Consider the following 12,459-nt stretch of genomic DNA (forward strand, 5'->3'; position numbering starts at 1 on the left):
CAATCTGACGATAGCCAAACAGATTGCGTAAACGGAAAGTATTTATGGGCTCTGCCCAAACCCGCAATTTTTGAAAAAATTGAGTAAACTTTTTTATTTTTTTGCGGATAATTTAGCGTTAGCTAAATTTAAATGCCAAACTGATAATGAATATCCCTCTAATTTACATAAAAATAAAAATAGCTATTGACGGTTGTAATATAATTTGCTATAATATTGCAGGTTCAAGATTATATAAACTCGTAATACGGACGGGTGTATCTACAAACTGCCTTAAACTGTTTAACTATAATCCCCGAGTAGGGGCATATTATAGTTGTTTTTGGTGGTTTTTTTATTTGCCTTTACGCTTTACTTTTTAACATAAAGGAGAAAAATGAAAAATGATGAAAAAATATGATGTAATTATTGTCGGTGCAGGCCCGGGCGGTATTTTTTCTGCCTATGAATTAATTACTAACAATTCAGACCTCAAGGTTGCTGTTTTTGAAGAGGGTCATTTGCTTGAAAAAAGAAAATGCCCTATTGACGGCGACAAGGTGAAAAAATGTATTTCTTGCAAAACTTGTTCAATAATGAGCGGATTTGGCGGCGCAGGTGCTTTTTCTGACGGTAAATATAACATTACCAATGATTTCGGCGGTACTTTATATGAATATATCGGCAAGAAAAAGGCTATTGAATTAATGCACTATGTTGATGATATAAATATGCAGTACGGCGGAAGCGGTACTAAATTGTATTCAACAGCAGGTTCAGGCTTTAAAAAACTTTGCTTGCAGAACAAACTTAATTTATTGGACGCATCTGTTCGTCATCTCGGTACTGATAAAAACTACATTGTGTTGAATAACATATATAATTTTCTTAAGGATAAGGTCGATTTTTACTTTGACACTCCTGTCAGCAATATTGAAATTTTGGGTGATGATAAAGGATATATCATTAACACCGAAAAAGAAAGTTACGAGTGTGAAAAATGTATTGTTTCAGTTGGTCGAAGTGGAAGTAAATGGATGGAAAAAGTTTGCAATGACCTTAAAATTCCGACAAAATCTAACCGAGTTGACATTGGTGTTCGTGTTGAGCTGCCTGCTGTAATTTTTGCAAATCTTACAGACGAACTTTATGAAAGTAAAATCGTATATCGTACAGAGCAGTTCGAGGATAATGTGCGTACATTCTGTATGAATCCTAAGGGTAGTGTAGTTACAGAAAACACAAACGGCATTATTACAGTAAACGGTCACAGTTATGAGGACAAGGAAAAACAAACGGAGAATACAAACTTTGCGCTGCTCGTAAGCAAGCATTTTTCAGAACCCTTTAAAGACAGTAACGGTTACGGCGAAAGCATTGCAAGACTTAGTAATATGCTCGGCGGAGGAGTAATTGTTCAGCGTTTTGGCGATTTAATCCGTGGCCGCAGAAGTAACCCGAAAAGAATTGAGGAAGGTCTGGTTGTTCCTACACTGTCGGCTACACCGGGTGACCTTAGTCTTGTATTGCCTAAGAGAATCCTTGACGGCATTATTGAAATGATTTATGCCCTTGATAATATTGCGCCGGGTACAGCGAATGATGATACATTGCTCTATGGCGTTGAGGTTAAATTCTACAATATGGAAGTTGAAGTTGACGAACACCTTGAGTCGCTTCATAAAGGACTTTATATTATCGGCGACGGCAGTGGTGTAACTCATTCCTTGTCACACGCAAGCGCAAGCGGTGTGTTTGTTGCAAGAGAAATTCTCAATCAGTAAAGTCAATAGAGAATATTTTAATGGTTCTCTGTATAACTTTTATTTGACAAATACTTGTACCGTGCTATAATGTAAGTAGAAAATTTGTGTGAATTTTTCAACAAAGTTTTTTCGTCACACCCTTTGCGGGGTGTGACTTTTTTGTTTTGGAGGAGTTTTTATGGAAACCTGTAACAAAATGGAATATCAACCTATAAACAGATTAATAATTAAGATGTGCTTGCCGCCTATGATTTCTATGTTTTTGCAATATTCATATAATATGATAGACAGTATGTTTGTTGCCTGCATTAATGAGCAAGCCCTTGCGGCAGTATCTTTGTCTTTTCCGATTACAAATTTAATGAACTCACTTTCGGTGTGGATTGGAGTCGGAATAAATGTTTTGATTGCCGGTTATTTGGGGCAAAAAAGGCAGGACAAGGCAAATTCTGTTGTTACAATGGGATTGATTTTGTCGTTATCGGTTGGTATAATTGTTAATATAATTGTACTTTTGACTATGACACCGTACTATTCTGCCTTTACGGAGGACAGCCGAATTTTTGAATACGGCTGTATATATATGCAGATTTGTGCATTTATGCAAGTGCCGAATATGGTACATATTGCAATTCAAAAAATGCTGCAGGCAACAGGCAATATGATTTCTCCTATGTGGTTTCAGATTGCAGGAGTGGTTTTTAATCTTGTGTTTGACCCATTGCTTATTTTTGGAATAGGTCCTTTTCCTGAAATGGGAATTAAAGGAGCTGCTTTGGCAACCGTTTTAGGCTATGTTTTGTCAATGCTGATTTCATTATATGTAATTATGTTTACTAAGCAAAAGGTAAAACTGAAAATCAAGAGTTTTGTTTTTGATTTTCATATGTTAAAAAATATATTTGGATATGGATTGCCTTCGTTTGCCATGAATGTTTTAAGTTCATTAATGATAACTTTTGTCAATCTGTTTTTAGTCACATATTCTGATACGGCAGTGGCATTTTTCGGAGCGTATTTTAAGGTACAGCAGTTAATATTTATGTCGGTAAACGGTTTAATTCAAGGTTGTTTGCCGATTATGCGTTATAATTACGGCGCAAAAAAATACGAACGGGTTAATCGGACATATCACAGCGGAACTGCGATAGCGGTGATTATAATGGCTGTAGGTACGCTTTTACTGGTATTGTTTCCGCGACAAATACTTTTGTTGTTTTCCGCATCGGAAAAAATGTGTTCTGTCGGAATACCTGCAATAAGAATAATGGCGCTTAGCTATTGCTTTGGCGGAGTATCTACCATGATTGCCACTTATGTTCAGGCAATGGGTAAAATTGTACCGAGTATGGTTATTCAGGTACTTCGTCAAGGAGTTTTATTGTTTCCTCTTATGTGGCTGTTGAACAATAACTTTAATATTATGGGAATTTGGTGGTCTTTTCCTCTGACTGAATTTATTGTATTTGCAATAGCCGTAATAATTGTAAAAATGAATAAATCACAAGTAAAAAATATTTAATCGGAGATTAAAACAGCTATGGCAAAAACAAACATACAAGAAGAATTACGGCTGCTGCACACCATACCGCCTGTGTTTAACCGAAATTCCAAAATATTAATTCTCGGCAGTTTTCCGTCCGTAAAATCACGGGAGGCGGAGTTTTTCTACGGGCATAAGCAAAACCGCTTTTGGAAAGTTCTTGCCAATCTTTTAAATGAAAGCGTTCCCGAAAACGCAGAAGAGAAAAAACAACTGTTGCTAAGTAACGGCATAGCTTTGTGGGATGTTATAAAGTCCTGCACAATTACAGGTTCAAGCGACAGCTCAATAAAGAATGTTGTGCCGAATGATATTGAGCCGATTTTACAGACGGCAAATATATCGCAAATTTTTACAAACGGTTCGACCGCCGATAAACTGTATAAAAAGCATATTTATCCGTTTACACAAATTGAGGCAATAAAACTTCCGTCAACAAGTCCTGCAAATGCGGCATTTACACTCGACAAACTTTTACGGGAATGGAATGTGATTTTAAAATACTTATAAAAAGCACCGCATAATAAGCGGTTTTATGCTTGTTATGCGGTACTAAATTATGATTTAGTTTAGGTTTTGAACGGACATTGAAATTTTAGCTAACGCTAAATTATCCGCCAAAAAATAAAGAAAGTTTACTGAACCATAATTTATTCAACACTGAAAATCGGCAGCATCACTTAAAAATGATACTGCCGATTTTTTATCTGAACATATAGTGTGCGGTGTCGAGCATGGATTCCATTGTGTGGATTGCTTTGCTGGCTTTTCTTTTAAGCTTTGGATTTTCGTCATACATTTTTCTTCCGCAGCAGCCAACAGCTATGCCTGCCATCATACCTAAGGCAACACCTTTCATAATGTCTGTTATCGGTGAATGGTACATAAGTCTTTCCTCCTGTAAAAATTGTATTTATTATTTGAGCAAGATTGTTCTTGCATTATTATTGTTTACGATTTAAAATAGAATAAAACAGAATTTTGAATTTTTGGAGTGATAAGATTTGGCAAAGCTTAATATTGTGCTGGTAGAGCCTGAAATTCCGCAGAATACAGGCAATATTGCAAGAACCTGCGCCGCAACGGGAGCAAGTCTGCACCTTGTCCGTCCTCTCGGTTTTTATATTGATGACAAAAAGCTAAAGAGAGCGGGTCTTGATTATTGGCACTTGCTTGATATTACATATTACGATGATTTAAACGATTTTCTCGAAAAAACAAAGGGAGGCAGGTATTTTCTCTTTTCAACAAAGGGTACTCATATTCATTCAGATGCCGAGTATCCCGATAACTGCTATATTATTTTCGGAAAGGAAACCAAGGGACTGCCCGAAGAACTTTTGATGCAGTATCCCGAAAGCACGGTCAGAATACCTATGATTGACGAGGCAAGAAGTCTGAATCTTTCAAATTCAGTTGCCATTGCAACATATGAAGTGCTAAGACAGTGGAATTATCCGCAGCTGCAGAGTATAGGCGAACTGCATAACCACAAATGGAGCGATGTTTTAAAGTAAATCTCATAAATATTTTGTGCATAAAAAATCCGTAAATTCAATTATTATACGAAAAATTTTTTGGAATTGCTCGAAATTTTTTAGATTTATATTGATAAAACCAATGTTTTGATATATAATATAATTGACTGTAAAAATGCTATATTTTTACATTATTCTTCTATTAGAAAGGATTGTTCAATAATGAATCTTAATAAGGTTACAGTTGATGACATCAATGTAAAAGGTAAAAGAGTTCTCGTTCGAGTTGACTTTAATGTTCCGCTCAAAGACGGCGTTATTACAAATGATAACAGAATTACAGCAGCTCTTCCTACAATTAAAAAGCTTATCGCAGACGGCGGTAAGGTTATTCTTTGCTCACACCTCGGCAAGCCGAAGAACGGCCCAGAGGCTAAATTCTCACTTGCTCCTGTTGCAGTAAGACTTTCCGAGCTCCTCGGCAAGGAAGTTATCTTTGCTGACGACGATGAGGTTGTAGGCGAGAACGCTAAAAAGGCAGTTGCAGAAATGAAGGACGGCGATGTTGTTCTTCTTCAGAATACAAGATTCAGAAAAGAAGAAACCAAGAACCTTGAGCCATTCTCATCAGAGCTTGCATCTCTTGCAGATGTATTTGTAATGGACGCTTTCGGTTCAGCTCACCGTGCACACTGCTCAACAGTAGGTGTTACAGACCACATCAAGGATACAGCAGTTGGTTACCTCATGCAGAAGGAAATCAACTACCTCGGTAATGCAGTTGAAACTCCTGTTCGTCCTTTCGTTGCTATTCTCGGCGGCGCAAAGGTTGCTGACAAGCTTAATGTTATTTCTAATCTCCTTGATAAGTGCGATACACTTATCATCGGCGGCGGTATGGCTTACACATTCTTAAAGGCTCAGGGTAAGGAAGTTGGTCTTTCACTCGTTGATGATACAAAGATTGACTACTGTAAGGAAATGATGGCTAAGGCTGAAAAGCTCGGCAAAAAGCTCCTTCTCCCTGTAGATACAACAGTTTCTAAGACATTCCCTGATCCAATCGACGCTCCAATCGAGGTTGAGGTTGTAGATTCTTCTGCTATCCCTGCTGATATGGAAGGTCTTGATATCGGTACAAAGACACAGGCTCTCTTTGCAGATGCAGTTAAGACAGCTAAGACAGTTGTTTGGAACGGACCTATGGGCGTATTTGAGAACCCAACACTTGCAAAGGGCACAATTGCTGTTGCTAAGGCTCTTGCAGAAACAGACGCTACAACAATCATCGGCGGCGGCGACTCTGCTGCAGCTGTTATTCAGCTTGGTTTTGCTGACAAGATGAGCCACATCTCAACAGGCGGCGGCGCATCTCTTGAGTACCTCGAGGGCAAGGTTCTCCCAGGTATCGCAGTTATCGCTGACAAAAATTAATCTATAAAATCAATAGGGGCGGAGTTTTTCCGCCCTTAATGGTTTACACAATATTTAGGATATAATAAATATGTCGAGAACAATAATTAAATTTACTTCTCCTTTTAACTCTAATGCGGTTTTTGACGCATTTGGCAAGTTTATGTACAGAGAGAATTTTGAGTTTGTTCAGAAAAACGGGGAACAGTATTGGAAAAAAGGTGTAGGCCTTCTTACCGCTCCGCAGTTTTTAAAACTTTCTGTTAATAACGATGGCAGCTATGTGCTTGAGGCTTGGATAAAATTTGCCATTCTTCCGGGTGTATATGTCGGCGAAATGGGTACAAAGGGCTTTGTTGGGGCACTTCCTAAACAATTGCTTAAGGAGAGAGTTGATAAAACACTTATGGCCATGCAGGCTAATGTTATTTATCAACAATAACAGACAACAATTTTTAATTTCTTATAAATTATTTATCGGAAAGGAATATTACAATGGACAAGACAAAGAGAAAGGCAATTATTGCCGGTAACTGGAAAATGAATAAGACACCTTCAGAGGCTAAGGCACTTCTTGAGGCTGTTGTTCCTGCTGTAAAGGATGCTGACTGCGAAGTAATCGCTTGCGTTCCTTTCGTAGATTTAAGCGTAGCTCTTGAAACAACAAAGGGCTCAAATGTAAAAATCGGTGCCGAAAACTGCCACTGGGCAGAGAGCGGCGCTTTCACAGGCGAAATTTCTGCTCTTATGCTCAAGGAAATGGGCGTTGAGTATGTAGTTCTCGGTCACAGCGAGAGAAGACAGTATTTCGGCGAAACAGACGAAACTGTAAACAAGAGAACAAAGGCTGCTCTTGCTGCAGGCTTAAAGCCAATCGTATGTGTCGGCGAACTTCTTTGGGAGCGTGAGTGCGACATTACAGAGGAAGTTATCGCAAGACAGATTAAACTTGACCTCTTCAATGTTACAGCTGACGAGCTTAAGAACATCGTTATCGCTTACGAGCCTGTATGGGCTATCGGTACAGGCAAGACTGCTACAGCTGACCAGGCTGAAGAAGTTTGCGCATTTATTCGTGCTACAATCGCTAAGCTTTACACACAGGCTGACGCTGACGCTGTTACAATTCAGTACGGCGGTTCAATGAATGACGGCAATGCTGACGAACTCCTCTCAAAGACAAATGTTGACGGCGGTCTTATCGGCGGTGCTTCACTCGTTGCTGAGAAATTTGCAGCTATTGTAAAGGCAGCAAGCAAGTAATTAAATTTTTGGGTACGGACGGCAAAAGGAAATAACTGTAATAAATTTGCAGTCAGTGTTCCCTGTGTCGTCCGTAATGTTTAGAAAGGATTTATGTTATGAAAAAACCATTAATTCTTATGATTCTCGACGGTTTTGGTATTGCACCGGAGAAAGGTAATGCTATTAAAGCAGCAAATAAGCCAAATATTGATAAACTTTTTGCAGAAAACCCGGTAACACAGATTGGTGCGTCGGGTATGGATGTAGGTCTTCCTGACGGTCAGATGGGTAACTCAGAGGTTGGCCATACAAATATGGGCGCAGGCAGAATCGTATATCAGGAGCTTACAAGAATTACAAAAACTATTAATGAAGATAAGCTCAAAGAGAACGAGGCTATTGTAAATGCAATGGATAAGGCTATTGAGAACGGTACAGCACTTCACCTTATGGGTCTTCTTTCAAGCGGCGGCGTTCACAGCCACAATACACACCTTTACGGTATTCTTGAGCTTGCTAAGAAGAAAGGCCTTGAGAATGTATATGTTCACGCATTCCTCGACGGCAGAGATGTTCCGCCATCAAGTGCCGCTGAATTTATGAACGAGCTCCTCGACAAGATGAAAGAAATCGGTGTGGGTAAGGTAGCTACTGTTTCAGGCAGATACTATGCTATGGACCGTGATAATAACTGGGACAGAGTTGAAAAGACATATGCCGCTATGGTTTACGGCGAAGGTGAAAAAGCCGATTGCCCATGCTGTGCTATTGAAAAGTCATATGAAAACGGCGTTACAGACGAGTTTGTAGTTCCTGTTGTAGTTGACGGCGGCGCACAGGTTAAGCCAAACGACAGCGTTATCTTCTTTAACTTCCGTCCTGACAGAGCAAGAGAGATTACAAGAACTTTTGTTGATCCTGAATTTAAGGGATTTGAGAGAAAGAACGGATTTTTCCCTGTAAACTTTGTATGTATGACACAGTATGACGCTACAATGCCAAATGTTGATGTTGCATTTAAGCCGCAGACACTTAAGAATACACTTGGCGAGTATGTTTCAAACAAGGGTATGACACAGCTTAGAATTGCCGAAACAGAGAAGTACGCTCATGTAACATTCTTCTTCAACGGCGGTGTTGAAAAGCAGTATGAGGGCGAGGACAGAATCCTTGTTAAGTCACCTGCTGTTGCAACATATGATTTACAGCCTGAGATGAGTGCTTATGAGGTTACAGACAAGCTCGTACCTGCTATTGAGAGCGGTAAGTATGATATGATTATCTTAAACTACGCTAACTGTGATATGGTTGGTCATACAGGAGTATTCGAGGCAGCTGTAAAGGCTGTTGAGGCTGTTGACACTTGCGTAGGCAGAGTTGTTGAGGCTATCAAGAAAATGGGCGGTGTTGCTCTTATCACAGCCGACCACGGTAATGCAGATAAGATGGTAGACGCTGACGGTTCACCGTTTACAGCTCATACAACAAATCCTGTTCCTTTCTGTGTAGTAGGCTATGATTGCCAGCTTCGTGAGGGTGGCAGACTTGCTGATATTGCTCCTACTATGCTCCAGATTATGGGCTTAGAGCAGCCTGCAGAAATGGACGGCGTTAGCCTTATTAAGTAATTTTACTTAATAAGTTTTGCATAAAATTAAGCTGTACTTGAGTATTCAGGTACAGCTTTCTTGTTTTTTATTAGGTTTTGGTTAAATGTTGGGATAATGTTTAAATTACAGTTTAGCAAAAATACTTCGCAAAGCAATTATAATTATTTAGGCGAAAGTATGCTAAATCATAATTATTATTTTATAATTCCCGACAAGTTATTAACATTGCTATTACAAATTGTTGAAAAATTCGTCAACTGCCTGTTTTGCAACTGTATTTAAATGCGGGGCAGGTTCGTTGCAAATTTTAAATTCATTATTTACACATTCACTTGCAAGTATTGTAATCTTTTCTTTATCCTTAGGTTTGTATTTTATAATGAATTTTGCGGTTGAAACAACTACAAGAATTTCTGCTATGTTTTCACTGTTAAAGGCCGCAAAGTATTTATCTTTAATTTCTTCCCACATCTCAAGATAATCAACAACTAAAAGATTAGCTATAATTCTCCATGTGTTCCAAGCTGTAAAATTATCATATCTGTCAAGCGCCTGTATTATGTATTGAAAATACGGATACACCAAGAGAGGTGTTTGTTCGCTAAGGTCGATAAGTATATTTTGCGCACGACAATTATTTTCGTCAAGCATTGCATTTATTAAAATCGGAATTACCATAACTTCCTTTTTCGCAAGCTTTACAACATCGCTGTCATTTTCAGTTTCAATTATTCTTAGATAAACTTCATTAATATTCATTGCAATTACCATTCCAATTCTGATAATTATATATTACTATACTTTGCAATTGTTTTCAAGTAAAAATGTCATTTTATGCTGAAAAAGCGTACACCGTTTTGGCGTACGCTTTATTTTTAGGCATCAAATATTTTTTCGGATAATTCTTTGGCAGGAGTCTGTACATCTTTGAGCTTTCGCTGGATTTGTCTTGTACGCACACCTACGAGTTTGTCAAGTTCCTTATTTGCTTGATCAAGTCTTTGTTGAGTTGCCTCAAGCACATCTCCGAATTTGTCAAATTCCTGCTTTACTGCGCCTAAAATTTCCCATACTTCGGCACTTCTTTTTTGCACGGCAAGAGTTTTAAAGCCCATTTGCAATGAATTGAGTAATGCCGCCATAGTGCTCGGGCCTGCGATGTTTACCTTGTAATCACGCTGTAAAATTTCAACAAGACCTCGGTTTACTGCTTCACTGTACAATCCCTCGAAAGGCAAAAACATAATTGCAAATTCGGTGGTGTAGGGGGGATCTATGTATTTATCGTGAATATCCTTTGCTTCACTTTTTATTCTTGTGATAAGCGCTTTTGCGGCAAGGTCAATTTTTATTTTGTCGCCCTCGTCAATGGCGTCACGCAAAGCCGCATAGGTATCACCCGGGAATTTAGAGTCAATAGGCAGATAAATAAATTTATCATCGTCGGAGGGAAGTTTGACTGCAAATTCAACTACATTTTTTGAACCTTTTTTTGTGGCGACATTTTCTTCGTACTGCTCGGGCGAGAGAATTTCGCTTAAAATTGCGGATAATTGAATTTCTCCGAGAATACCTCGTGTTTTCACATTTGAAAGGACTTTTTTGAGGTCGCCCACACCGACGGCAAGGCTTTGCATTTCTCCAAGACCTTTATAAACCTGCTCAAGTCGCTCATTGACAAGTGAAAATGAGCGGTTCATTTTTTCTTCTATGGATTGCTGTAAACGCTCATCAACGGTTTTTCGCATTTCTTCAAGTTTTTTATTGTTATCTTCTTGAATATAATTAAGTCGGTTTTCAACAGAGTGCCTTATATTATCAAGCTGTTGTTCGTTGGTCAGCGAAAATGTTTTTAATCTTTCCTCAAGTTGAGCAAGGCTCTTACTCTGGCTGATTGCGTATGCATTCTGACTTGCGGCAATCATATCACCGAGATTTTTTACTGACATTTGAGTTGATGAAGAAAGCTCCTGTCGCAATGCCGATTGTTCGTTACGGATAGTTTGCTCAAGTCTTTTAAATTCTTCACTGTTGCTGTTGTCCGATGCTTTTTTTAGCTGATTAAGGATAACAATGCCGAGCATAACAACTGCAATAACAAGCAAAACAATTATAATAATATCAAGTGCCGTTTGCATTTTTACACTTCCTTATTCAATTTATACTAATATATTAGCATTTCAAGGCTAAAAAGTCAAACGAATGTTTTATAAATTATGCAAAAACAGACTGCCAAACTGACAGTCTGCTGTGATATAGTTATAAATTCAATTAAATACCGTTTCCACAAGTTTACTGCAACCCTCGGGGGAATATAAGAATCTGTCGATATGATTGCCGTTGCAGTAATACTTAGGTTTTTGCGGATTGTATTTGTAATCAAAAGTGTCAATGATGATGATTTTAATTTTCATTTTTTCGGGAATGATGCTTTTTATGTAAACGCTTGCCTGCTGACCTGCTTTTACGCCGTCCTTACTTTCTGCAAGTCCTGCAAGGTTAGGGGCAAGTTCTACAAACGCACCGTAGTTTTCTACACTGCGTACAATTCCCGCAACGGTTTCGCCTGCACAAAAGTTGTTTGCGTTTTCTTCCCAAGTGCCGAGAAGTTCCTTATGGCTTAGGCTTATTCTGCCGTTTTCGATGGATTTTATTACAGCTCTGATGTCCATTCCGACCGTGAATCTTTCCCGTGGATGTTCTATTCGTGATACGGAAATTGTATCGATCGGCATAAGAGCCACAATTCCGCACCCAATATCGGCAAATGCACCGAAGTTTTCGAGGTGGGTGATACGAGCATCAATTACATCGCCGCAGACAAGGTGAGAAATGTAATTTTTCATACAGCGTTGTTGTGCCTTTTCTCTTGAAAGAACTGCAAAGCGTTCTCCGTTTTCATCAACGGCAAAGTCGGTGATGATAAAACATACAGGGCGGTTTACTCTTGAAATTACCGCAATATCACGCACCGTACCTTCACGAATACCGATTGCACCTTCTTCACGTGGGATAATTCCTTTCATTATGCCGAGGTCAACAATAAGATTATGTTCTGCATCACAAACGCAGGCCCTTGCCTCAAGAATTTTTCCTTCCTTTTTTGCGTCACTTAATAAAGAAAAGCTGTGGAGCGTGTTGATATTATCCTGTGTTAAAATGAGTTTTCCTTCGGGTAAATATTCTGACATTTTACAGCCTCCGTTAATTTTATTGCGCTACTGATTTCTGTTTGTCGCAATGTCAGCGTATGGCTGACTTTTCAGTAAGCATATTTGGTTACAAATATTAGTATGATTTTGCAATAAAAAATATAACCGAAAGAAAATTTTACAGAATATTAATCGGACAATAAAATTTGAGCAAGATTAAATTATCAGTCACGATTATAAAAGTTTGGTCAACCTTTGAAAAGGTTGACCAAA

General features: G+C 38.7%; 12 protein-coding genes and 1 riboswitch. Of the genes, 8 read left to right on the plus strand and 4 right to left on the minus strand.

Annotated elements, in window-relative coordinates; translation table 11 throughout:
* Positions 1 to 210 precede the first annotated feature (210 nt).
* A riboswitch (purine riboswitch) is annotated at positions 211 to 309 on the plus strand.
* Positions 310 to 386: 77 nt separating this feature from the next.
* The 3 genes from AAAY30_RS10270 (at position 387) to AAAY30_RS10280 (ending at position 3,798) form a co-directional block, all read left to right on the plus strand.
* Positions 387 to 1,763, plus strand: coding sequence for an NAD(P)/FAD-dependent oxidoreductase (locus AAAY30_RS10270; RefSeq protein ID WP_117705567.1), 1,377 nt, complete (start codon positions 387 to 389; stop codon positions 1,761 to 1,763).
* A gap of 160 nt (positions 1,764 to 1,923) precedes the next feature.
* Positions 1,924 to 3,267: an MATE family efflux transporter gene (locus AAAY30_RS10275; protein ID WP_303248644.1), complete on the plus strand. Its 1,344-nt coding sequence runs from the start codon at positions 1,924 to 1,926 to the stop codon at positions 3,265 to 3,267.
* An 18-nt stretch (positions 3,268 to 3,285) separates the two neighbouring features.
* Entirely contained in the window at positions 3,286 to 3,798 is a 513-nt protein-coding gene (locus AAAY30_RS10280) for a DNA-deoxyinosine glycosylase (protein WP_294663179.1), read from the plus strand.
* A gap of 193 nt (positions 3,799 to 3,991) precedes the next feature.
* On the opposite strand, the gene AAAY30_RS10285 is transcribed toward AAAY30_RS10280, so the two are convergent.
* Complete coding sequence (locus AAAY30_RS10285) at positions 3,992 to 4,174, minus strand: hypothetical protein (protein ID WP_303248643.1); 183 nt, start codon at positions 4,172 to 4,174, stop codon at positions 3,992 to 3,994.
* 118 nt (positions 4,175 to 4,292) lie between these two features.
* On the opposite strand from AAAY30_RS10285, the gene trmL reads away from it, so the two are divergent.
* From trmL to gpmI, 5 genes are all read left to right on the plus strand, one after another.
* Positions 4,293 to 4,805 (plus strand): tRNA (uridine(34)/cytosine(34)/5-carboxymethylaminomethyluridine(34)-2'-O)-methyltransferase TrmL, encoded by a 513-nt coding sequence (gene trmL / locus AAAY30_RS10290; protein WP_022235308.1) that lies wholly within the window; start codon positions 4,293 to 4,295, stop codon positions 4,803 to 4,805.
* A gap of 183 nt (positions 4,806 to 4,988) precedes the next feature.
* On the plus strand, positions 4,989 to 6,200 hold the full coding sequence (locus tag AAAY30_RS10295; RefSeq protein ID WP_195410713.1) for a phosphoglycerate kinase: 1,212 nt from the start codon (positions 4,989 to 4,991) through the stop codon (positions 6,198 to 6,200).
* A 70-nt stretch (positions 6,201 to 6,270) separates the two neighbouring features.
* Positions 6,271 to 6,621 (plus strand): hypothetical protein, encoded by a 351-nt coding sequence (locus AAAY30_RS10300; RefSeq protein WP_022235306.1) that lies wholly within the window; start codon positions 6,271 to 6,273, stop codon positions 6,619 to 6,621.
* Between the two features lie 53 nt (positions 6,622 to 6,674).
* Positions 6,675 to 7,442, plus strand: coding sequence for a triose-phosphate isomerase (tpiA, locus tag AAAY30_RS10305; protein WP_294663184.1), 768 nt, complete (start codon positions 6,675 to 6,677; stop codon positions 7,440 to 7,442).
* A 98-nt stretch (positions 7,443 to 7,540) separates the two neighbouring features.
* On the plus strand, positions 7,541 to 9,052 hold the full coding sequence (gpmI, locus tag AAAY30_RS10310; protein WP_022235304.1) for a 2,3-bisphosphoglycerate-independent phosphoglycerate mutase: 1,512 nt from the start codon (positions 7,541 to 7,543) through the stop codon (positions 9,050 to 9,052).
* A gap of 213 nt (positions 9,053 to 9,265) precedes the next feature.
* Here the strand turns inward: gpmI and AAAY30_RS10315 are convergent, their stop codons facing one another.
* The 3 genes from AAAY30_RS10315 to AAAY30_RS10325 all read right to left on the minus strand — a co-directional run bounded on the left by AAAY30_RS10315 (position 9,266) and on the right by AAAY30_RS10325 (position 12,225).
* On the minus strand, positions 9,266 to 9,793 hold the full coding sequence (locus tag AAAY30_RS10315; protein ID WP_302333722.1) for a hypothetical protein: 528 nt from the start codon (positions 9,791 to 9,793) through the stop codon (positions 9,266 to 9,268).
* A gap of 116 nt (positions 9,794 to 9,909) precedes the next feature.
* The gene (locus AAAY30_RS10320; protein ID WP_186935280.1) at positions 9,910 to 11,172 is read right to left on the minus strand and encodes a DNA recombination protein RmuC; all 1,263 of its coding nucleotides are present in this window, start codon (positions 11,170 to 11,172) and stop codon (positions 9,910 to 9,912) included.
* Between the two features lie 129 nt (positions 11,173 to 11,301).
* On the minus strand, positions 11,302 to 12,225 hold the full coding sequence (locus tag AAAY30_RS10325) for a S1 RNA-binding domain-containing protein (RefSeq protein WP_252558419.1): 924 nt from the start codon (positions 12,223 to 12,225) through the stop codon (positions 11,302 to 11,304).
* Between the last annotated feature and the right edge of the window lie 234 nt (positions 12,226 to 12,459).

The organism is Ruminococcoides bili, assembly GCF_040093295.1.
Lineage (GTDB): Bacteria > Bacillota > Clostridia > Oscillospirales > Acutalibacteraceae > Ruminococcoides > Ruminococcoides intestinale_A.

Bases quoted from the DNA above. Each gene is read 5' to 3' on its own strand.
- AAAY30_RS10270 (WP_117705567.1), top strand. From the start codon at position 387: ATGAAAAAATATGATGTAATTATTGTCGGTGCAGGCCCGGGCGGTATT.
- AAAY30_RS10275 (WP_303248644.1), top strand. From the start codon at position 1,924: ATGGAAACCTGTAACAAAATGGAATATCAACCTATAAACAGATTAATA.
- AAAY30_RS10280 (WP_294663179.1), top strand. From the start codon at position 3,286: ATGGCAAAAACAAACATACAAGAAGAATTACGGCTGCTGCACACCATA.
- AAAY30_RS10285 (WP_303248643.1), bottom strand. From the start codon at position 4,174: ATGTACCATTCACCGATAACAGACATTATGAAAGGTGTTGCCTTAGGT.
- AAAY30_RS10295 (WP_195410713.1), top strand. From the start codon at position 4,989: ATGAATCTTAATAAGGTTACAGTTGATGACATCAATGTAAAAGGTAAA.
- AAAY30_RS10300 (WP_022235306.1), top strand. From the start codon at position 6,271: ATGTCGAGAACAATAATTAAATTTACTTCTCCTTTTAACTCTAATGCG.
- tpiA (WP_294663184.1), top strand. From the start codon at position 6,675: ATGGACAAGACAAAGAGAAAGGCAATTATTGCCGGTAACTGGAAAATG.
- gpmI (WP_022235304.1), top strand. From the start codon at position 7,541: ATGAAAAAACCATTAATTCTTATGATTCTCGACGGTTTTGGTATTGCA.
- AAAY30_RS10315 (WP_302333722.1), bottom strand. From the start codon at position 9,793: ATGAATATTAATGAAGTTTATCTAAGAATAATTGAAACTGAAAATGAC.
- AAAY30_RS10320 (WP_186935280.1), bottom strand. From the start codon at position 11,172: ATGCAAACGGCACTTGATATTATTATAATTGTTTTGCTTGTTATTGCA.
- AAAY30_RS10325 (WP_252558419.1), bottom strand. From the start codon at position 12,225: ATGTCAGAATATTTACCCGAAGGAAAACTCATTTTAACACAGGATAAT.